Annotated in this window: 21 protein-coding genes; 12 read left to right on the plus strand and 9 right to left on the minus strand. The window is 68.2% G+C overall.

Going from position 1 to position 20,679, the window contains the following annotated elements:
- The first annotated feature begins 143 nt into the window (after positions 1-143).
- The 4 genes from ACFY5D_RS05065 (at position 144) to ACFY5D_RS05080 (ending at position 2,628) form a co-directional block, all read left to right on the plus strand.
- Positions 144-644 (plus strand): hypothetical protein, encoded by a 501-nt coding sequence (locus ACFY5D_RS05065; protein WP_387525896.1) that lies wholly within the window; start codon positions 144-146, stop codon positions 642-644.
- 123 nt (positions 645-767) lie between these two features.
- On the plus strand, positions 768-1,073 hold the full coding sequence (locus ACFY5D_RS05070; protein WP_387525899.1) for a DUF6966 domain-containing protein: 306 nt from the start codon (positions 768-770) through the stop codon (positions 1,071-1,073).
- A gap of 160 nt (positions 1,074-1,233) precedes the next feature.
- Positions 1,234-1,920 (plus strand): hypothetical protein, encoded by a 687-nt coding sequence (locus tag ACFY5D_RS05075; protein ID WP_387525902.1) that lies wholly within the window; start codon positions 1,234-1,236, stop codon positions 1,918-1,920.
- 183 nt (positions 1,921-2,103) lie between these two features.
- Positions 2,104-2,628: a tetratricopeptide repeat protein gene (locus ACFY5D_RS05080; RefSeq protein ID WP_387525905.1), complete on the plus strand. Its 525-nt coding sequence runs from the start codon at positions 2,104-2,106 to the stop codon at positions 2,626-2,628.
- A gap of 187 nt (positions 2,629-2,815) precedes the next feature.
- Here the strand turns inward: ACFY5D_RS05080 and ACFY5D_RS05085 are convergent, their stop codons facing one another.
- The 4 genes from ACFY5D_RS05085 to ACFY5D_RS05100 form a co-directional block, all read right to left on the minus strand.
- Positions 2,816-3,229 carry an ester cyclase gene (locus ACFY5D_RS05085; protein WP_387525908.1) on the minus strand — a complete coding sequence of 138 codons (414 nt, stop codon included), beginning with the start codon at positions 3,227-3,229 and terminating at the stop codon, positions 2,816-2,818.
- A gap of 259 nt (positions 3,230-3,488) precedes the next feature.
- On the minus strand, positions 3,489-4,625 hold the full coding sequence (mnmA, locus tag ACFY5D_RS05090) for a tRNA 2-thiouridine(34) synthase MnmA (RefSeq protein WP_387525911.1): 1,137 nt from the start codon (positions 4,623-4,625) through the stop codon (positions 3,489-3,491).
- A complete protein-coding gene (locus ACFY5D_RS05095) occupies positions 4,622-5,857 on the minus strand; it encodes a cysteine desulfurase family protein (RefSeq protein WP_387525913.1) in 1,236 nt (411 codons plus the stop codon). The genes mnmA and ACFY5D_RS05095 overlap by 4 nt, the downstream gene beginning before the upstream one ends.
- A 93-nt stretch (positions 5,858-5,950) precedes the next feature.
- Positions 5,951-6,865, minus strand: coding sequence for a hypothetical protein (locus tag ACFY5D_RS05100; RefSeq protein WP_387525916.1), 915 nt, complete (start codon positions 6,863-6,865; stop codon positions 5,951-5,953).
- A gap of 115 nt (positions 6,866-6,980) precedes the next feature.
- Here ACFY5D_RS05100 and folP point away from each other — a divergent pair, with 115 nt between their 5' ends.
- A complete protein-coding gene (gene folP, locus ACFY5D_RS05105; RefSeq protein ID WP_387525919.1) occupies positions 6,981-7,970 on the plus strand; it encodes a dihydropteroate synthase in 990 nt (329 codons plus the stop codon).
- Positions 7,970-8,716: a pyrimidine reductase family protein gene (locus ACFY5D_RS05110; RefSeq protein WP_387525922.1), complete on the plus strand. Its 747-nt coding sequence runs from the start codon at positions 7,970-7,972 to the stop codon at positions 8,714-8,716. Before folP ends, ACFY5D_RS05110 begins: the two co-directional genes overlap by 1 nt.
- A 78-nt stretch (positions 8,717-8,794) precedes the next feature.
- Here the strand turns inward: ACFY5D_RS05110 and ACFY5D_RS05115 are convergent, their stop codons facing one another.
- Positions 8,795-9,703 (minus strand): diacylglycerol/lipid kinase family protein, encoded by a 909-nt coding sequence (locus ACFY5D_RS05115; protein ID WP_387525925.1) that lies wholly within the window; start codon positions 9,701-9,703, stop codon positions 8,795-8,797.
- Positions 9,704-9,881: 178 nt separating this feature from the next.
- Between ACFY5D_RS05115 and ACFY5D_RS05120 the strand changes: the two genes are divergently transcribed.
- The 4 genes from ACFY5D_RS05120 (at position 9,882) to ACFY5D_RS05135 (ending at position 12,860) form a co-directional block, all read left to right on the plus strand.
- Positions 9,882-10,817, plus strand: coding sequence for a J domain-containing protein (locus ACFY5D_RS05120; RefSeq protein WP_387525928.1), 936 nt, complete (start codon positions 9,882-9,884; stop codon positions 10,815-10,817).
- 66 nt (positions 10,818-10,883) lie between these two features.
- Positions 10,884-11,354, plus strand: a complete 471-nt coding sequence (locus ACFY5D_RS05125) for a tRNA (cytidine(34)-2'-O)-methyltransferase (protein ID WP_387525931.1) — start codon at positions 10,884-10,886, stop codon at positions 11,352-11,354.
- Positions 11,355-11,468: 114 nt separating this feature from the next.
- The gene (locus ACFY5D_RS05130; protein WP_387525934.1) at positions 11,469-12,020 is read left to right on the plus strand and encodes an anti-sigma factor domain-containing protein; all 552 of its coding nucleotides are present in this window, start codon (positions 11,469-11,471) and stop codon (positions 12,018-12,020) included.
- A gap of 51 nt (positions 12,021-12,071) precedes the next feature.
- Positions 12,072-12,860: a TipAS antibiotic-recognition domain-containing protein gene (locus ACFY5D_RS05135; RefSeq protein WP_387525937.1), complete on the plus strand. Its 789-nt coding sequence runs from the start codon at positions 12,072-12,074 to the stop codon at positions 12,858-12,860.
- Between the two features lie 156 nt (positions 12,861-13,016).
- On the opposite strand, the gene ACFY5D_RS05140 is transcribed toward ACFY5D_RS05135, so the two are convergent.
- The 4 genes from ACFY5D_RS05140 to ACFY5D_RS05155 all read right to left on the minus strand — a co-directional run bounded on the left by ACFY5D_RS05140 (position 13,017) and on the right by ACFY5D_RS05155 (position 17,363).
- The gene (locus tag ACFY5D_RS05140) at positions 13,017-13,769 is read right to left on the minus strand and encodes a PIG-L deacetylase family protein (RefSeq protein ID WP_387525940.1); all 753 of its coding nucleotides are present in this window, start codon (positions 13,767-13,769) and stop codon (positions 13,017-13,019) included.
- Between the two features lie 4 nt (positions 13,770-13,773).
- Positions 13,774-14,718, minus strand: coding sequence for an electron transfer flavoprotein subunit alpha/FixB family protein (locus tag ACFY5D_RS05145; protein WP_387525943.1), 945 nt, complete (start codon positions 14,716-14,718; stop codon positions 13,774-13,776).
- Positions 14,719-14,739: 21 nt separating this feature from the next.
- Complete coding sequence (locus ACFY5D_RS05150; RefSeq protein ID WP_387525946.1) at positions 14,740-15,561, minus strand: electron transfer flavoprotein subunit beta/FixA family protein; 822 nt, start codon at positions 15,559-15,561, stop codon at positions 14,740-14,742.
- Positions 15,562-15,734: 173 nt separating this feature from the next.
- On the minus strand, positions 15,735-17,363 hold the full coding sequence (locus ACFY5D_RS05155; RefSeq protein WP_387525949.1) for a trypsin-like peptidase domain-containing protein: 1,629 nt from the start codon (positions 17,361-17,363) through the stop codon (positions 15,735-15,737).
- A gap of 272 nt (positions 17,364-17,635) precedes the next feature.
- Here ACFY5D_RS05155 and ACFY5D_RS05160 point away from each other — a divergent pair, with 272 nt between their 5' ends.
- Complete coding sequence (locus ACFY5D_RS05160; protein WP_387525951.1) at positions 17,636-19,660, plus strand: TPM domain-containing protein; 2,025 nt, start codon at positions 17,636-17,638, stop codon at positions 19,658-19,660.
- Positions 19,661-19,778: 118 nt separating this feature from the next.
- Positions 19,779-20,519, plus strand: coding sequence for a PspA/IM30 family protein (locus ACFY5D_RS05165; protein ID WP_387525954.1), 741 nt, complete (start codon positions 19,779-19,781; stop codon positions 20,517-20,519).
- Positions 20,520-20,679: the final 160 nt, after the last annotated feature.

A 20,679-nucleotide genomic window follows, 5' to 3' on the forward strand; every position in this document is an offset into this window, starting at 1 on the left:
TCGGCATGGTTGTGGCGTCCATCTCCCGCCGTGCACCTGATAAAAGTGTGCAACGTCCGGCCGGGTAGCATCGAAGTTGCGAATCATCGCACCCCCGGGAGAGCGCCCAGCGGCCATCCCGCCACCCAGATCCAAGGAACCCGATGCAGTTGAACAAAAAAGCACTCAAGGTCGACGGGTTCACCGGATTCCGGCCCATCGCCACACTTGAGATCAACCGGATTCCGCAGCATCAGGGGATCTTCGCCGTATTGCGGCCCGAGGGGTTTGAGCCGCGGTTCCTCACCAAAAGCACCGCCGGGGTTTTCAAGAAGAAGAACCCGTCCCTGTCGCAGGCCGAGCTCGCCGCCGAATGGGTTGCGGACGCGGATGTCCTGTTCATCGGCAAGGCCAGCCCCGGCAGCAAGGGCAACCGCGGGCTCCGACGCCAAATCCAGGAATTCGTGGACTTCGGAAAGGGCAAGCCACCGGGGCACTGGGACGGTCGACTGATCTGGCAGGTGGCGGATGCAGGGAAGCTTCTCGTTGCGTGGAAGGAGCTGCCCGCAGAGGAACTCAACGCGGCCCAGGCAAACTACCACACGCAGTTCCACCAGCTTCACGGCAGGTTGCCCTTCGCAAATCTTGTCCAGGCCCGCGCCTAGGGTTCCTCTGTCCATTGGGGAAGCCAGATCACCACGAGATGCAGGGCTGCGCTGGCCCGGTCGGTGCTGGCGGTACTGACCCATGGGGTTTCTAAGCTCGGCGCGGCCCGTAAAATTGGTCCGGTGAAGAACGAGAGATGGAGCGTTGACGCTGTCCGGAATGAAATTCTCTCCGCGATTGCAGAGGTACGCTCCGTTGCGGGATCGGAGCACGACGAGCATCGCGGCCACGCCGCCGACTGGCTCGAGGAGCAGTTCATCGACGCGACGGATGGGCACGCACTTCGTGAGGCCTCAGCAAAAGCTTTTACCTTGTACGGCGGGATGGGGTCCTTCTCCGACGTCGGAACGGCCGCATCGGCTCACGCGGTCGACCGGTTGGCTGCTGCCCTGAGGCGTGGGCGCTCCTGGTTCTTGCGCACCCCGTGACGTGGCGCGACTCCCTTTAGGTGATCTGCACATCGGCTGACGCAACGATGCTTCCGCGGTCGGAACATCGACCACCACGATGCAACGTGGAGCGGTGCGCGTCGGCAATCCCTTCCAAGGCAAAGGCCCATGCTCACGTGTCTTGGTACACAATCGAGGTATGAGATTCGAAGGGATCCTTCCCGAAAACGCGCCCGACCCACGCATCGAGCAGGCTCGACTCCTGAAACTTATGCCCATCCCTGTGATGGGACTCGTGCCGCAGCCCGCGTTGGAAGAGATGGATACCGTCGGCTTACAATCCAGCGAGGACGATCGCGGATACAGCGAAATGTCAGCGAGCCTCAGCTACACACTCTGGCGCAACCCGAACGACCATTCCGACCCGATAAACCTCGCAGACATCGACGAGGAACAGAGAAATGCCCACGAATATGTTCCTCCATGGCCGAGGCCCGCGTGGCTGGTCGAACATCTCGAGCGACTGCGATACCCGCTGCTCTGGGCGGCCGTGCAAACCAGCTGGCATCGTGATCCATCCAAGGGTCCTTCGGTGGACGAACAGCTGGTCGACCACGTCAACTACATCCTCATGAACCAGTTCAGGCAGGAACGCGGGCTGAGCGGATACCCATGGGACAAACCCGCACCGGACGTGACCGTCCGGGCGGTGAATCACCGGGTCAAAGTCCTGGTCGATGGAGTCGAGGTGCCCGCCGCGGAGATCGACACGGATCCGTTCGTGTACGGCATCGGCGCGGAATTGCATGGCGGAGGCGTCGTGACGGCAGTGATTCCCCGCGCCGAGCTCGGGCACGTCCGAATCGAGTTCGCGACGAGGGCCTGAAGACCGCTGCCCGGTGCCGGCACGTTGGTCACCGGCAGGCCGCGAAAGTACGGACCCGGGTCAGTGATCAGAAGTGTCTCAGCGTCACGCTCGGTACCCCCACATGGGACGGGGCCACCGGAGTCTGGAGTTGACTACAAACGGTCCTTCGACGGGCATGAGCCTCAACGGCATAATAGGTGGATGACACTGAATGAGGAGCTTGACCGCATCTTTGCTTCCCGCGATCGGGACAACATGCAGCCGACCATCGATGCACTGTTGCCGATTCTGGAGGAGCACCCGTCAAACGCCCGTGTGCTCTACGAAGTAGGTGGAGCCTACGACACCGCGGGCATGGAGCAAACGGCCGGATCGTTCTATGAACAGGCTCTTCGAGCAGGACTTGCAGGTGACCCGCTGCGCCGATGCTACCTACAGTATGGATCCACGCTGCGGAATCTCGGCGAGTTCGACCGCTCGGCGGAAGTCCTCGAGCGTGCCCGGCAGGCGTTTCCGGACTCCCCGTCGCTGGCGGCGTTCCAGGCGATCACTCTTCACGCATCCGGCCGCTTCGACGAGGCCGTCGCGGCTTTGCTTGACGTGGTTGCCGAGCGTGTCGACTCGCCGGACATGGAACGGTACAAGCCTGCGATCCGCGGCCACGCCGCCCACATCCGGTCGCTCGCGACCAGATCCCTTTCGGTGGAGCAGAACGACAATCGATGAAAACGCCAGGCCAGCGCGACTTTCCCTGCCGGAGATCCGGAAGGGAAGGTCACGGGCACGCTTGCGGGGCGCTGGCCGACGGGCATCACCGGAGCGGCCGCGGGATTCGGCGTTCCCTTGCTCCCGGCAAGACCCGTTGACCAATGTGTGAGACACACCGGTAGGTGCCGTCGCGTGGCACCCTGCCCTATTCGGGTAGGGCTCCGAGCTGCTTCATGATGCTCATTGAGTCGGTGATTCCCCAGTGTTCAGCGACCTTGCCGTCCTCGGTGCGGATGATGTCGATCGACTCGATCTCGACCGTCCGACCGGTTGCGGCAACTCCCATCAGCTCGCCTTGGTGCGTGCCGGTCACTACGGTGCGGGCGGCCTCGAGGTTCCCTTCGGCAAGCGCCGGTTCGGAGGATTTCACGCTCAGGTCCGGAAATGCCGCCCGCATCATGTCGACGAAGAAGCGTGCGCCGTCCCTGCCGGGCGGCTGTCCGGGAAGGCTTTCGTGATCGACAAGCCCCTCCGCCACCAGCTCGTCAATGAGATCGTAGTTCCCGCCCGCCAGCACCTCCGAATAGAAGCGCTTGATCAGTCCAGTTCCGTCAGACATGGCCTACTCCTTTGTTGCCGTTCCGGCCCCGGGCACAATGCTCCCACTCCGGGCAGGCGGTAACAAGGGTCCCTCATGGCGGCCGACATGGCCCCGGCGCCGGCACCACTCCGCCGGGCCTTGGCCGTCTTCAAACGCCACGTCAGCGGCCGCATCGGCGAGGCGCAGGCCGAGGGAAACCGAAACACCCCTCAACGCGGAGGGCCGCGCCGCTTGGATGATCCAAACGGCGCGGCCCTCGGGTTGACTTCTTGTGCGCCTAGGCGATCAGGCTCGGGTCCCATGCGGCCGAGCGCGCCGAGTCGATGGTCGCCTGGCCCAGCACGCGGGTGCCCTGGTAGACGACCATGGTCTGGCCGGGGGCAACCCCGCGCATCGGCTCGATGAGCGTCGCAACCATGATGCTGCTTCCGTCATCGAGCACCTCGACGCGGGCGCGGGCGTCCACCGGGTCGCCGTGCGCGCGGACCTGGACCATGCAGTCGAACTCGGTGCCGGCCTCGGCGTCTGGGATCGGCAGCCCGGCCCAGGAGATCCTGATGCCGCGCAGCTCGTCGACGGCCAGCAGCGCCTCGGGGCCGACGATGACCTTGTTTTCCTTCGGGCGGATCTCCAGCACGAAGCGCGGCTTGCCGTCGGCGGCCGGGACGCCGAGCTTCAGGCCCTTGCGCTGGCCGACGGTGAAGGCGTGCGCGCCCTCGTGCTGGCCCAGGGCCTTGCCCTCGTGGTCGACGATCTCGCCCTGGGTCATGTCGATACGCTCGGCCAGCCAGCCGCGGGTGTCCCCGTCGGGGATGAAGCAGATGTCGTGGCTGTCCGGCTTGTTGGCCACGGAGAGCCCGCGGGCCTCTGCCTCGGCGCGGACCTCGGCCTTGGACGGGGTGTCAGCCAGCGGGAAGATGCAGTGCTCGAGCTGCTCGTGGGTCAGCACGCCCAGCACGTAGGACTGGTCCTTGGCCCAGTCGGCGGCACGGTGCAGCTCCGGGTTGCCTGCCTCGTCGCGGATGACCTTGGCGTAGTGCCCGGTGCAGACCGCGTCGAAGCCCAGGGCGATCGCCTTTTCGAGCAGGGCGGCGAACTTGATGCGCTCGTTGCAGCGCATGCAGGGGTTGGGGGTGCGGCCGGCCTCGTACTCGGAGATGAAGTCGTCGACCACGTCCTCCTTGAAGCGCTCGGAGAAGTCCCACACGTAGTAGGGGATGCCGAGCTTGTCGCAGGCGCGCCAGGCGTCGTTGGAGTCCTCGACGGTGCAGCAGCCGCGGCTTCCGGTGCGCAGGGTGCCGGGCATGCGCGACAGGGCCAGGTGCACGCCGACGACCTCGTGGCCGGCGTCGACCGCCCGCGCCGCCGCAACGGCCGAGTCGACCCCGCCGCTCATTGCTGCCAAAACCTTCATCGTGTGAACCCTGTCCCTGCTGTTTGGATGCTGCTGACTTGTGCGGCCATGCCGGCCTTTTTTGCGCGCGCGTATGCCTCCGGCAACGCGGCCACCAACGTCTCAACGTCGGCGGCGCTCGATGTATGCCCGAGCGTGAAGCGCTGGGCCCCGCGGGCGGTTTCCTCGTCCCGGCCCATGGCCAGCAACACGTGGGACGGGCGCGGCACGCCCGCGGTGCAGGCGGACCCGGTCGAGGAGTGCACCCCGAGCATGTCCAACACGAAGAGCAGCGAGTCGCCCTCGCAGCCCGGGAAGGTGAAGTGCGCGTTGCCCGGAAGCCGGGTGCCGGCGTGTGCCGCGTCGTCGGTGCCGTTGAAGACGGCCTCCGGGACCAGCTCGCGCACCCCTGCCACCAGGGCGTCGCGCAGCGTGGCCAGGCGTTCGTTTTCGGCGGCCAGGTCCTTGGCCGCCGCGCCGGCCGCCGCCGCGAAGCCCGCGGCAGCGGCGGCGTTCAGGGTGCCGGAACGCAGCGCGCGTTCATGCCCGCCGCCGTGCTGGACGGGGGTGAGGACCACGTTGCGGCGCACGAAGAGGGCGCCGATGCCCACCGGGCCGCCGATCTTGTGACCGCTGACGGCCATGGTCGCCAGGCCGGAATCGGCGAAGGAGATCGGCACGGCGGTGAAGGCCTGGACCGCATCGGAGTGCACGGGGATGCCGTGGGGTTCGGCGAGCGCAACGACCCTGTCGAGGGGCTGGATGCTGCCGACCTCGTTGTTCGCCCACATGAGGGTGACAAGCGCGATGGTCTCGGGGGCCTTGGCGATCTCCGCCTCGAGGACGGTCAGGTCGATGACGCCGTCGGCGTCCACGGGTAGCCAGGTGACCTCGGCCCCCTCGTGCGCCTGCAGCCATTCGACGGTGTCGAGCACGGCGTGGTGTTCGATCACGGAGCAGAGGATGCGCCTGCGTGCCGGGTTGGCGTCGCGGCGGTTCCAGTACAGTCCCTTGATCGCGAGGTTGTCCGACTCGGTGCCGCCGGAGGTGAAGATGACCTCCGAGGCGTGCGCCCCCGCGGCGGCGGCGAGCTGTTCGCGCGATTCTTCCATGACGCGGTGGGCGCGGCGCCCTGCCCCGTGCAACGAGGAGGGGTTGCCGGTTTGCGCCAGCTCGCGGGTCATGGCCGCCAGGGCGGCAGGTGACATGGGAGTGGTGGCGGCATGGTCAAGGTAAACGGGGGTGGTGCGCACCGGTCAATTCTACCGTCACGGTGCGCGGGCCACGCAGAGGTGTTGCTCACAAGCCGTCCGCCGGGATCCTCCCCCGTTTTCCCCTGGTCCGGGTCAGTTCGTGAATTCACCCTCGATGAACTCGCCCAGGTCGTCATCGTCGTCGTCGTCGCCCTCAACCTCGACGGGCATCGGGTTCACGTTGTCCCCGTCCAGGTCCAGCCGGGTGTCGATAGATACCTCGTAGGCCTCGATCTCCGGGCAGCCGACCAGCGCGTCGATGAGCGCGCGGGAACCTGCGACGATGCTCGAGTCCTCGTAGAGCTCGGTGGACAGCAGCCAAGCGCGGTCCGCGGGCCAGGCCAGGTTGGGGGCCTGGCGCTGCTCCCCCTCGGAGGTGCGTGCCCACAGCGGGCTGGCCAGGTCTTCGAACGTACCTTCGAATACGTAGAAGGACCTGTAGGCGGATCCCATCTGCAGGGTCGGGCCGTTGCGGACCTCCTCGGAGAAGGCCGGGCGCTTGGCCTCGGCGTTGGCGGCCTCCCGGAGCGCCGCATTTTCCTCGTCGGTCAGCTCCGGGTCGTCGTCGTGCAGCACCTCGATCCGGTCCCCGCCGTGGATGAACGCCAGCCCGTTCCACAGCGCCAGGAAGATCTCCCGCGGGGTCTGCGTGTGAGCCGCAAGGATCGGGGCGATGGCCGCAAGATCCGCGGCCGGCAGTCCGTCGCCGGACGGGGCCTCGCCCTCCCAGGCGTCCTCCACCAGGGCGATGCCGTCCTCGCTGATGCCGGAGACCGGGGTGAACTGGGCGCCGCCGTGCATGGTGGTGCCGCGCCCCTTGGCGATCCTTCCCCAGCGCACGGCCTCGCCGTCGAGCCCCAGCGCCGGGTGGAAGACGCGTGCGTAGGCCTCGTAGCCGTCCGGGACCTGTCCCGCCACGAGGTCGGCGACCTCGGAGTCCGCCGATTGCGCCGCCAGCGCGTCGACGATCCAGCTACCTGCAACGGGTCCCGCAAAGTTCAAAGTCATGGCAACAGGTTACCGAGGAATCCGCCCCCGGGTAGGGCCGGTGCGACGCAGAACACGCCGAAGCGGCCGGCGAACTGGTATGAATGGATCAACTGCGTCAAGGGAGCAACCAAGCATGAGCATGTACCTACCGCCGCTGCGACACCCGGTGCACCACTTCGGCCACCGGAGCATCGACTTCTCCTCGAGCATCGCCCTGATGGCGATCATCAACCGCACCCCGGACAGCTTCTACGACGGCGGCGCGACCTTTGCCCTGCAGGCCGCGGTCGATGCGTCCCTCGCGGCGGTGGATGCCGGCGCGGACTGGATCGACATCGGTGGGGTGCCCTTCTCCCCCGGCCCGGCGCTCAGCTGGCAGGAGGAGGCCCAGCGCGTGGTCCCGGTGATTTCCGCGGTGCGCGCGCAGTCCGACGTCATCATCTCCGCCGACACGTTCCTGCCGGAGGTCGCCAGCGCCGCCATCGAGGCCGGGGCCGACGTCATCAACGACACCACCGGGCTGAGCAATCCCGAGCTGGGCCGCGTGGTGGCCGACGCGGGAGTGCACCTGGTGCTCACGCACTCGCTGGCGGCCCCGCGCACGGTCTACCCGCGTCCCCGCTACGACGACGTCGTGGCCGAGGTGGCCGACTACCTGCGCACCAAGGTGGAGCTGGCCCGATCGCTGGGCATCGCCGACGACAAGCTGATCATCGACCCGGGCCACGACCTGAACAAGAACACCCTGCACACCCTGGCGCTGACCTCCGGCTTCGAGTCCTTTGCCGGGCTGGGCTACCCGGCGCTCGCCGCGGTGTCCAACAAGGACTTCATCGGGGAGACCCTGGACCTGCCCAAGGCCGAGCGCACCGCGGGCTCGCTGGCGGCGGCAGCCATGTGCATCATGAACGGCGCCAGGATCATCCGGATGCACAACATCCCCGAATCGGCCTCGACGGTCCGCCTGTTGGAGGCCGCCATGGGCTGGCGCGAACCGGCCTACCTGAAGCACAACATGGGCGAGGTCAACGCGCCGGCGCACCCCGAGCGCACGGCCCCGGCACCCGTGGCCGCGGTGGACTCCGCGGTGGATTCCGCGGTGGCGGCGGAGGCCGACGCCTGATGCAGCGGCTGTACCCGGGCCACCTCGCCGATCCCGACGACGGGCAGCTGCTCGGCTTCTACGCTCCCCCGCCCGGCCCCGTGCCCTTTGTCCGCTTCAACTTCGTGGCCTCGGTCGACGGCGCCGCCACCCACGCCGGGCTTTCCGGCGCGCTGGGATCGGCCGGGGACAAGCGCGTGTTCTCGCTGCTGCGCAGGTTTGCCGACGTGATCCTGGTGGGCGCCGGGACCATCCGCGCCGAGGGCTACGAGGGCGAACTGCTCGATCCGGCCTCGCGCGCCTGGCGCCTGGCCCGCGGCATGGCCGAGCGGCCCGTGCTCGCGGTCGTCACCGGGCGGCTGGACCTCGACGGGGACTCGGAACTCTTCGCGCAGAACCCCGGCAAGATACTCATCCTGACCTCCGCCGCCGCCGATCCGGCCAGGGCCGCCGCGCTGTCGCGCCTTGCCGAGGTGCTCCACTGCCCGCTTCCGGGTTCCGCCGTTGATCCGCTGTGGATCCGCGAGGTCCTGGCCGACCGCGGCCACCGCGTCGTCCATTCGGAGGGCGGCCCCCACCTGCTCGGAGCCTTCCAGGAGGCCGGGGCCATCGACAGCCTCTGCCTCACCACCGCGCCGCTCATGGCCGGCGGGGACGCGGGTCGCATCAGCGCCGGCACCCCGGGAAGCGAACTGCACCGGCTGGCCCTGCACACGCTGCTGGAGGAGGACGGGAACCTGCTGGCCGAGTACCGCAAGGTTTCCTGAGGGCTCCGCAGTCTCCCGGTTGGGCGGCACCGGTAGAAAACGGCGCCCGGAGCAAACAGGGTCGCGAACCCACGGCGCCTAGAACAGCAGCTTGACGACCCCCGGGGCCGCCGTGATCTCCACCGGCAGGGCACCGACCTCTTCCCCGTCCCCGAAGCCGCGCGTGTCCGCGGCCTGCAGCGTGATGCTGCGGACCTGTTCGATGCGCACCGCCGGGTGGGTGATGTGCTTTCCGGAAAAGACCGAGGGGAAGACCCCCATGAAGCGCAGCTTGCCCAGCGGCGCGATCACCACCAGGTCCAGCAGCCCGTCGGTGATGCTTGCCTGCGGCACGATGCGCATGCCGCCGCCGATGTACTGCGCGTTGGCCACCGAAATCAGCATCGCCTCGAGGTGCTCCTCGGAACCCCCGTCGATGCGCAGCGTGTACCGGCGCGGCATGAAGGCGAGGAGTTCGCGCAGCAGCGCCAGGTTGTAGCGTTGGGCACCGCGCGGCCAGGTCATCGCATTGGCCCGCTCGTTGACCACCGCGTCGAAGCCCGCGCTGAAGACGCCCGCGACGTACCGGCTGCCGAAGGCTCCGGTCACCAGCGCGGCGTCAACCGCCCGCGGGGCCGAATCCAGGGCCCGGGCAATGCGTTCGACGGCTATCTCCGGCACCCTCGGGGCGAGGCCGAGCATCCGCGCAAAGTCGTTTCCGGTTCCCGCCGGCACCACGCCCAGCGGCGTGTTTGTCGTGGCCACCGCGTTGAACCCTAGGTGCACCATGCCGTCGCCGCCCACGACAACCAGCGCGCGCACGCCACCGGCAATCCGGTCCCCAACGTCCCGCTGCAATTGCGCGTAGCTCGGCGCCTCGAGGAGTTCGGCGTCAATGCCATGGGTGCGCAGCGCGGCCATCGTGCGTTCGACGGCGCGGTGTCCGCGACCGGTGCCCGAACTCCTGTTCGCGGCAACAACGACGCGGTGATTGTATTCCGTGGACATTCAGCCGAAATTACGTGTTTGCGCCCGGCCGCGCAAGCCCGTGACGCACGCCAAGTTCTGCGCCACAAGGCCCAACCGGTAGGATTTCAAGAGCACCTTCTTCCGTTCTTCCCCCTCCGCCCCCGGGCTCGGCGGGAAATGCGGGACCAAGCCCCGTCAACAGCGAAAGGTCTCCCCCGTGGCCCAGCGTCGAACCCACTACGAAGTCCTGGGCATCGCGCGCACCGCCAGCGCCACCGAGATCAAGACGGCCTACCGCAAGGCCGCCCGGGTGACGCATCCGGACCACGGCGGCAATGCTGAGGACTTCGGCGCCGTCACGCTCGCCTACGAGACCCTGATCGACCCGGCGGCCCGCGAACGCTACGACCGCAGCTACGGCACCGAGTCGAGCTACCTGCGCGGCAAGGCCCCCTCCGCGGGCGGCTACGGGTCCGCGGGTTCCGCCGGCGCCTCGATGCGCTTCGAGTCCAACGCCCCGCGATCCTCCGCCTCGGATCCCACGGTGTTCGTGCCGCCGCTGCTGGAATCGCCGGCCTCGCCCCTCGACAGGGCCAAGTCCATCCAGCAGATCCACGGGGCGCCCCGCAAGCGCGGCATCTTCGGCGCCCAGGCGCGGCTGGCCCGCGAGGCGCGCACCATCCAGCTGCTCTCGCGCCAGCTGCTTCCGGCGCTGCCCTCCACGCGGCTTGTCAACGGGCTGCACGCCCCGGGCGGCGGCTACATCGACCACGCGCTGCTGGGCGGCTACCGGCTGGCCATCGTGCATTCGATGCTGCTGCCCAAGGGCGTGTACCGGTGGGACGGGGCCTCGCTGTTCCGCGACGGCAAGCACATCGATCCCCCGCGCATCGCGCCGACGGTGCACCAGATGCAGGCCCTGTTCCCGGAGCTGAACGTCACCGGGTGGACCGTGATCCACTCCCCCGACGGCAACCTGCACGAACCGGTCATCGACTACGCCCGCGGCGGGGAACCCAGCCCCACCAGCACCTCCAACGTGGTCAACGCCGTGAACCTGGTGCGCGAACTGAAAATGTTCCTGGGCACCGGCCCCGCCCCGAACGTCGTCGACCGGTCGGTGCTCTCCCGGCTGCTCGGCGGCATGTATTAGGCCGCAGAGCACTCCCACCCGATCGCCTTCCCCGTCAGTCCCCTACGCACCCAAAGGTTGAACCACGTGTTTCGAATCCTCTTCTACACCCCCGAAATCCCCGGCAACACCGGCAACGCCATCCGGCTCGCCGCGGTGACCGGCGCCGAATTGCACCTGGTGGAGCCGCTGGGCTTCGACTTCGAGGACTCCAAGCTGCGCCGCGCCGGCCTCGACTACCACGACCTCGCCGTGGTCACCGTGCACAAGGACCTCGAGTCCGCCTGGGCCGCGCTGGCACCCGAGCGTGTGTTTGCCTTCACATCCGAGGGCGAGACCCTGTACACCGACGTGGCCTACCAGCCCGGCGACGTCCTGATGTTCGGCCCCGAGTCCGTCGGCCTGCCCGCCGAGGTCAAGGTCGACCCGCACGTCACCGCCACCGTGCGTTTGCCCATGTTGGAGGCCCGTCGTTCGCTGAACCTGGCCAACTCCGCCTCGATCGCCATCTACGAGGCCTGGCGCCAGCACGGCTTCGCCGCGGCAACCGCCAAATAGGGCGCCACGCCAAGCCCGCACGCGGCTGGCACACACTCAACGCATAGCCTTTTCCCCTATGCTTACTGGTGGCCTTATCCGGCCGACCCAAAATCACCCAAAGGATGGCACATCATGAGCGGCACCGATCCTGTGTACCCAGGGCATCGTGACGATGAGAACGACGACGACCTCGGCATGGATCTCGTGGACCAGGTTTCCACCGACTCGGAAAGCACGCGCAGGCCGCTGAAGAAGTGGGTCTTCGTGGTGGCCGGCCTGGCCGTCATCCTCATCGGCGTCGTCATCCTGCTGACCAACCTGGCGCCCAAGAACTACGTGTCGCAGGTCGACGGCGCCAAGGACAAGGTCGTGGTCCAGGCGGACCTCGAGGGCGGCGGGCACGCCGTGCTGAGCACCTCCGCCAAGGCCGATGCCGGGTCCATCGCGCTGACCTCCCTGCCGCGCATCGACGGCTCGGAGCGCTACACGGTGTGGCTCATCGAGGCCGAGTCCGACCGCGCCACCCTCCTGTCGACCATCGACTCCGGCGCCGAGTCGGCCACCGAGGGCTTCAACGGCGTGTCCAAGGTCGGTTCCGTGATGGTCACCGTGGAACCCGCCGAAGGCAGCACTTCCCCGTCCGCCGAGCCGCTGGCCGTGCTGGACACCCCCGCCGGCAAGTAGCCGCCGGACCCGCTTGACCTTGACGCAACGTCAACTCCTACGCTGAAGGACATGAGGCACCACCAACCCGCCGAATACGGCATCTCGCAGCTGGCCAGGGATTCGGGCATCAGCGCCCGGACCCTGCGCCACTACGACGCCATCGGCCTGCTCGCCCCGTCCTTCACCGCGACCAACGGGTACCGTTTCTACGGCCGGCCCGAGGTGCTGCGCCTGCAGCGCATCCTGCTGCTGAGGGAACTGGGCCTGTCCCTCGAGACGATCGCCTCGGTGCTCGACGGGCAGCAAGACGAGCTGAAGACCCTGGCGGCGCACGCCGGGTGGTTGGATGCCGAGCGCGACAGGCTGGCCGCCATGGCTGCCAGCGTGCGCGAAACCATCGCACACCTTCAGTCAGGAGAAGACATGGACCCGGTACAGGCATTCGACGGCTTCGAGGCCAACCCCTACGAAGCCGAGGCGCGGACGCGCTGGGGAGACCGGGCCGTCGAGGAGAGCAACACGCGGCTTCGCGCGCTGGGCCCCGAGGGCCAGGCACGGCTGCTGGCCGAACACGAGCGGATCGCCGACGACCTTTTCGCGGCGCTGGGTGCCGGCCTGGGTCCGGAGGACGACGCCGTGCAGGCGGTCATTGCCCGCCACCACGCATGGGTCTGCCACAGCTGGACCCCGAGCGCGGAAGCCTACGCGGGTCTCGGCGAGATGTACGTGGCCGACGCCCGCTTCACCGCCTCCTACGACGCGCCGAAGAACGTCACGCCGCGCCCGGGCGTCGCGGAACTGCTGGCCGCGGCCATCGCGCACTATGCGGCGGCATCGCCGGAGCGCTTCGAGCGGTAGCCTCACGAAACTACGGACCGCCCTGCGGCCGTGATCGGCCACTCAAGCGGAAGGGTCGGGGCGTGGATATCCACGCCCCGACCCTTCCGTCTACCGTTGGTGTCTACTGCTTGCGCCACCGCTTGTGCCGGCCGCCATCCGCGGACGGCGGCCGGGTCAGAACCCCGCGATGGTGTCCGCGGCGTTGACCGCCACCACGTGGAAGGCCTCGGCCAGCGCGCCGTCCTTCATGCCGTAGGCCCGGCCCTTGGCCAGGCACTGGGACCGCACGTAGCGTTCCATCGCCGGGACGTCCGGGTGCTGGCTCAGGTGCTGGCGCAGCGCCTCCAGCTTCAGGTCGAAGACTCCGGTGATGTCCACCGCGTGGTTCTCGCGCTCCGTCGGGGCGCCGTAAAGCCACAGCCAAGGCAGCTTGTAGGCAGCCAGCCCGGCGGCCTCCAGCTCCGGGTAGGAGAACGGGTTCTCCACCGCCGGGTAGATGGCCCGGGTCACCGCCTCGCCGCAGGCCAGGTGGTCCGGGTGCGAGCGCTGGATGCGCTCCCAGTTCCGCTCCGGGTGCATGGCCAGCACCACCTCCGGGCGCACGGTGCGGATCAGCTCGACGACCTGCTTCATCACCGCGTGGGTGGGTTCCAGGAAGCCGTCGCGCTCGCCCAGGAAGTGCACCGTGTGCACGCCCACCAGGGCGGCCGCCGCACGCTGTTCGGCGTGGCGCATCTCGGTGATCTCCTCGGCCGTGCGGTCGTCGAACCCCCCGGCGTCGCCGTCGGTCATGATGCAGTACTCGACGTGGACGCCCGCGGCGGTCCAGGCCGCGACGGTTCCCGAGGCGCCGAAGTCAAGGTCGTCCGGGTGCGCGCCGAAGCACAGCACCCGCCGGATGGGCCGCAGCGCCGGGTCGAAAACCATGCCCCTAGCCCTTGCGCCGGCGGATTTCGGCGGCGGCCTGCGGCAGCACCTCGGCGAGGTCGCCGACGATGCCCAGGTCCGCGATCTCGAACACCGGGGCGTCCGGGTCCTTGTTCACCGCGACGATGTAGGTGGAGGACTGCATGCCGGCCTTCTGCTGGATGGCGCCGGAGATGCCCGCGGAGATGTACAGCTGCGGGGAAACGGTCTTGCCGGTCTGCCCGATCTGCGCGGAGTGGTCGATCCAGCCGGCGTCGGTCGCCGCACGCGAGGCGCCGATGGCCGCGCCCAGGGCGTCGGCCAGGTCCTCGACGGGCCCGAAGTCGCCGTCGACGCCGCGTCCACCGGCAACCACGAAGCGGGCCTCGGCGAGGTCCGGGCGGCCGGAGGCGGTGCGCTCCACGGTGCCGGTGACGGTGGCCACCGGGCCGAGTTCGCCCAGGTCCAGGACCTGAACCGGGGCGGCGTTCGCGGCCGCCGGCTCCTCGGCCGGCAGGTGGACGCTGTTGGGCTTCACGGTGACCAGGGCCGGGCCGCGGGTGGCCTTCACGCGGACGGTGTAGCTGCCGGCCAGCACCGACTTGCTGACCACCAGGTCGGCGTCGACGTCGATCGCGTCGGTGATGACGCCGGCGTCGAGCTTCACGCCGGCGCGGGCCGCGACCTCGCGGCCGTGGCTGTCGTTGGGCAGCAGCACCGCGGCGGCCCCGGAGTCCTTCGCAGCGGCGGCCAGCAGGGCCGCCTGCGGGGCGACCAGCGCCTCGCCCGTGTCGGCCGCGTAGAAGCCGGTGGCCCCCCATGCGGTCAGCGCGGCCAGGGCCGCGTCGTCGGCCGGGGCGCCCAGCACCGCGCGGACCTCGCCGAGCGCGCCGGCCAGGGTCAGCAGTTCGCGCTGCGACTTGGTCGGAACGGCAGCGGGCGCCTGGATGTAAACAAGAATGTGTGACATGATTTTTTCCCCTCGAAAAGGCTAGATCAGCTTCGCTGCGGCAAGGAAGTCGACGAGTTCGATGCCGGCGTTGCCGGAATCGGTGATGATCGTCCCGGCGGTGCGTGCCGGGCGCGCCTGCACGTCCAGCACCGCGGTGGCCGATCCGGCGAACCCGACCAGCGCCGCGTCGAGCCCGATCTCCGCGAGGGACAGCACCGTGATGGTCTTCTTCTTCGCGGCCATGATGCCCTTGAAGTTCGGGTAGCGCGGCTCGTTGGCCTGGTCGGTGACGGAGAGCAGCACCGGCAGCTCGGCCTCGAGGCTCAGCGCCGCCTGGTCGGTTTCGCGCACGGCGCGCACCGTGGTGGAGTCGGCGGCAAGTTCCACGTGCGCCACCTGGGTCAGCTGGGCCAGGCCCAGGCGTTCGGCCAGCTGCGCGGGAACCAGCGAGGTTTCGGCGTCCGTGGAGGCCATGCCCGTGACGATCAGGTCGAAGTCGCCCAGGTGCTTCACGGCCGCGGCGAGGGCCACCGAGGTGGCCCCGGCGTCGGATCCCGCCAGTGCGTCGTCGCACAGGTGCACGCCCTCGGTGGCGCCCATCTGCAGGGACTTCTTCACCGCGTTCGCCGCGGCCTCCGGGCCCATGCTCAGGGCCGTGACGGTGTTGCCCGCGGCGGCCCCGCCGCGCGATTCGGCAAGCTGCAGGGCCGCCTCGATCGCGTACTCGTCAAGTTCGGAGAGCACCGAGTCCTTGCGGTCCAGGCGCAAGTCCGCGCCGCCCAGGTGCCGTTCGAATTGCACGTCCGGGACGTGTTTGACGAGTACGAGGATCCTCAATGGCGTGCCTGTCAGCTGGCTCATTGCTGCCTTTCCTAGAAGTGTCCAGATTCGGTGCCCGATGTTCCCCGCGCTGCGGAAAGGCACCCCTTACATGTTAGCCGTGCGCCGCGGGCCGACGCGGCGCACGAACAACGGGCCCGAAATGTTCCGGACCCGTTGTTCGTGTTATGACATTTTGTTGCTCCCGGCGGGGATTATGAAGCCGTGGAGGCGCCCACCGTGGCGTCGGTCGACGCCGGCTGCCCGTTGCGGGTGTAATGAATCTTCACCTGGCCGCCGGCCGGGATCTCGCGGATGGCCGCGGTCAGCGAGCTGCTGTCGGAAATCACCCGGTCCCCGACGCCCGTGATGATGTCGCCGGCCTTGAGCCCGGCCTTGGCGCCGGCGCTGCCGCCCACGACGTCCTTGACCTGCGCACCGACGCTGAACGACGAGTTGCCGTCCTTCACGTCCGCGGGCTTGGCCTGCACCGTCACGCCGAGCATGCCGTGGGTCGCCTTGCCGTTGGCGATCAGGTCCTGGGCGATGCGCTTGGCGTAGTCGATCGGGATGGCGAAGCCGACGCCGATCGAGCCGCTGTCGCCCGAGGAGGTGGCGCCGGACCCGGAGGAGGCGATGGCCACGTTCACGCCGATGATGTCGCCGTTGGCGTCGACCAGCGCACCGCCGGAGTTTCCGTGGTTGATGGCGGCGTCGGTCTGGATCACGTTGATGTAGATCGACCCCTGGGCGCTCTGCTGCTGTTGCTGCGGCGCGCCCGGGAACTGAAAGTTGAACTGGTTGTTGTCGTTCTGGTCGGTTCCTTCGCTCTGTTCCGGCACCGCGGAGGAGGCCACGGAGATCGTGCGGTTCAGCGTGGAGATGATGCCGTCGGTGACGGTTCCGCTCAGGCCCAGCGGGGCGCCGATGGCCACGGCGGTGTCCCCGACGTTCAGGTTCCCGGAAGAGCCCAGCGTCGCCGGGGTCAGGCCCTGCGCGTCGATCTTGATGACTGCGAGGTCGGACAGCGGGTCGGTGCCCACCAGCGTGGCGTTGTAGACCTTGCCGTCGGACATCTGCACTGCGATCTTCGGGCTGGCCGTGGTTCCGCCCAGGGTCACCACGTGGGTGTTGGTGAGGATGTGGCCCTCGGCGTCCAGGATGATGCCGGATCCGGAACCGGACGAGCTGCTGCCGCTCACGTCGATGGTCACGACGCTCGGGCTTGCCTTGGCCGCAGCTGCGGTGACTGCCGTGACGTTCTTCGGGTTGTTGATGACCACGCCGCTTTGCGGGGCCTGGTTTCCGGCACCCGCCGACGAGGCCGCCGGGTTCATCAGGGCGTTGGCGCCCACTGCGCTGCCGGCGCCGACCAGGGCCGCGGCGACCATGCCCAGGATCAGGACGCCGGAGGTGAACTTCTTCGGGGCGGTGCGGTTTGCCGGCGGCACCGGCGAGGGGACGCCGAATGCCGAGGTCTGCTCGGCGTGCGTCGGGGTGCCGTACGGTGCGTGTGCCGACGGCTGTGCCTGGGCCTGCCCATGGGCGCCCGGAGCAGCGGCGTAGGCGACGGTCTCCGGGGCGGTCCCGGCGGCCGGGGTGGTGCCAGCATCCGCTGCGTTGGCAGGGGTTTCAGGCACCGATGCGGCCGGGGCCGCATCAACGCTGTGCCGTGGCATGGACTGAGTCTGGTCGACGGCCCCGTCGATCATGGACACCGCGGCGTCCTGTTCCGGCGCCGAAGGAGGTGTCACTGGCGATGCCACTGGGCGCTGCGGCACGGGAGTGCTCCCCTGTTCCGGGTTCTCGGGGGTGGTTGGCTGCTCAAACTGGTTCTCGCTCATCGTTAACCTTCCGATGCTGGTGGTGCCTGACTGCTCTTCTTGGTTACAACTATGCCCGCCGGAACTGTGCCGGCGAAAAGCAGCACCTGAGTAGAAGCTGTGAGCTTGCCGCACCCGGCTGCACAATTCACCGGCCCACGGCGATTTTCGTGGACTCTCACCAATCCCCGCCATAGAATCGACAGCGTTAGCAGAAATCAAGGCATATGGTGGTTTCACTACGTGCTTTGCCAAGAAATCTGCGGCGACTCAAGCAAGGGTGAAGGAAAACCATGAAGTTGTTGACCCGGCGGTTGGCTCAAGCCGCCGCTGCAGGAATCCTGTCCGTACTCATCTTTGCGCCCGCCGCATCGGCCACCGATCCGGTGACGATCCCGCCGGGCCAGTTCGTGATCGACGACGCCGGCGTGCTCGGCTCGTCCAAGGGCGAGGTTACCGACGCCATCACCAAGATGCGCACCGAGACCGGACAGAACCTGTTCGTGATCTACGTGGACACCTTCACGAACCCGACGAAGCCCGCGGACTGGATCAGCGAGGTTGCCAAAGACAAGGGCATGGGCACCAACGACTCCGTCCTGGCCGTCGCAGTGAAATCGCGCCAGGGACAGTTGTCATCCGCCAACAATGGTGCCATCGGCGCGAAGAATGCCCAGGAAATCTACACCAAGCTGGTTTCCCCAGCCCTCGGCAAGGATGACTGGGCCGGCGCGGCCCTGGGCGCGGTCAAGGGCATCACGAACGTCGCCAACGGCAAGTCCCCCACTTCCAGCGGTTCGGGCGCCGGTTGGTGGGTCGTGGGCGGCGTTGCCGTCGCAGGCGGCGCCACCGCGTGGGCACTGACCCGCCGCAAGAAGCTCGCCGGCGGCGTGCCGCAGGTGGCCACAGGGCCCGACGGCCAGCCGATCGACCCGCTGGCGTCCCTGAGCGTCCCGGAACTCCGCACCAAGGCCGGCGGCTTGCTCATTGCCGCTGACGACGCCATCCGCTCCAGCGAACAGGAAGTCGGCTTCGCCCAGGCGCAATTCGGCGACGAGGCCATCAAGCCGTTCGCCTCGGACATCGAAACCGCCAAGGAACACATGGCTGCGTCGTTCAAGCTGCAGCAGCAGCTCGACGACGAGATCCCGGACACCGAAGCCGAACAGCGTTCCTGGCTTGGCGAGATCATCCGCCGCTGCCAAGCCGTCAACGAAACCCTTGAGCAGCACACCGAGGAGTTCGCCTCGCTGCGCGAGCTCGAGGCCAACGCGCCCGCAGCCGTTGCATCCCTGAAGACCCGCATCGACCCGCTGCGCCAGCGCGTCGGCACGGCCAAGGCGGAGTTCGACACGCTGTCCGCACGCTACGCAGACAGCGCCCTCCACCAGGTCAACAACAACATCTCCGAGTCCAACGACCGGCTCGACTTCGCACACACCGCTGTGCTGACCGCCGAGGCGAAGATCACCGAGGGGTCCGCCGCCGAGGCGGCCGTGGCAATCCGCGCTGGCGAGGACGCCGTGCACCAGGCCACTGTGCTGCTCGACGCGATCGAGCACACCGACTCGGATCTGGACAACGCCCGCGCCGACCTCGAATCGCTGGTCGCGGCCTCCGCCCAGGACCTCGCCCAGGCCCGTGCCCTGCTGGCCAACGGCAGCAACCCGGAGCTTGCGGGTTCCATCGCGTCCCTCGAATCGGCGCTGTCCTCGGTCCAGGCCCAGGTCGCCACGGGACGCATCGACCCGGTCGCCCTGATCACAGAGGTCACCGAGGGCCGCGGCCCACTCAACGACCAGCTCAACCAGATCCGCGACCAGCAGGAACGCGCACGCCGTGCCGCCGAACAGCTCCAGGCCGCGGTCCGCACGGCTCAGATGAAGATCAAGGGCACCGACGACTTCATCCGCGCCCGCCGCGGCGGCGTGGGGGCCACGGCCCGCACACGCTTGGCCGAGGCACAGCGAAACCTCGATGAAGCGCTTCGCACGGCTTCCTCCGACCCGGCATCGGCCCTGGCCTACGCCGAACAGGCTTCCACGCTCGCCGACCAGGCCGCACAACAGGCCGAATCCGATGTCAACGGCTTCGGCGGTGGTGGCGGCTTCGGCGGCGGCGGAGGCGGCAATAGCGGTCTCGGCGGCGCCATCCTCGGCGGCATCCTCATCGATTCCATCCTGCGCGGCGGCAGCCACGGCGGAGGGGGCGGTGGCGGCCTCTTCGGCGGCGGCGGCTTCGGCGGCTTCGGCGGAGACGGCGGTGGAGGCGGTGGATTCGACGGCGGCGGGTTCGACGGCGGAGGCGGCAGCTTCTAGCCACGGCCCGGCACAACGGCCCGCGAGGGCCCCAATGTTGCAGTATCCCGATCCCCGAACCGGGGATCACAGGCAGCAAAATCAACACCTCAAATAATGCCCAACGAAAGGTCTCATCGTGGTAAAGCAGTCTATTTTTGGTCGTATCACACAGCTGGCCAAGGCAAACATCAACGCAATGCTGGATTCGGCGGAGGATCCGCAGAAGATGCTCGACCAGATGGTCCGTGACTACACGGACAACATCGCCGAAGCCGAAACAGCCGTGGCCCAGACAATCGGCAACCTTCGCATGATCGAAGACGACTACAACGAGGATGTGAAGGCGGCTTCGGACTGGGGCAACAAGGCGCTTGCAGCTTCCTCGAAGGCCGACGAGTTCCGCGGAGGCGGCGACAGCGCCAACGCCGACAAGTTCGATTCGCTCGCCAAGGTCGCCATCCAGCGCCAGATGCAGTCCGAGTCCGAGGCCAAGACCGCCGAGCCGACCATCAGCTCGCAGCGCGAGATCGTCGAGAAGCTGAAGACCGGCCTGGACGCCATGAAGTCCAAGCGCCAGGAGCTGGTTTCCAAGCGCGACGAGCTCATCGCCCGCGCCAAGTCGGCCCAGGCGCAGAACCAGGTGCAGGAAGCGGTCAAGAGCATCGACATCATGGATCCGTCCAGCGAGGTCGGCCGCTTCGAGGAGAAGATCCGTCGCGAAGAGGCACGGGTTCGCGGTGCCGCGGAGCTTGCATCCTCGTCGCTCGACGCCCAGTTCAACTCGCTAGAGGACCTCGGCGAGCAGACGGAGATCGAGGCACGCCTTGCCGCGATGAAGGGCGCCAAGGCCACGCAGTCGATCACCCCGGGCTTGTAGTCCGGCCGGCGGCGCCCGCCGCCACATAATTCCATAGTCACAACGCACGATGGGCGGGTAGCCCGGGTCCGGAACATCATTCCGGCATTTCCCCGGCGGCCCGCCCATCGCCGTCTCCCCCGCACGCTGCCGCTCCCTGCCCCGGATATCGTCCGACGCC

Source organism: Paeniglutamicibacter sp. NPDC012692 (assembly GCF_042901625.1).
Taxonomy (GTDB): domain Bacteria; phylum Actinomycetota; class Actinomycetes; order Actinomycetales; family Micrococcaceae; genus Paeniglutamicibacter.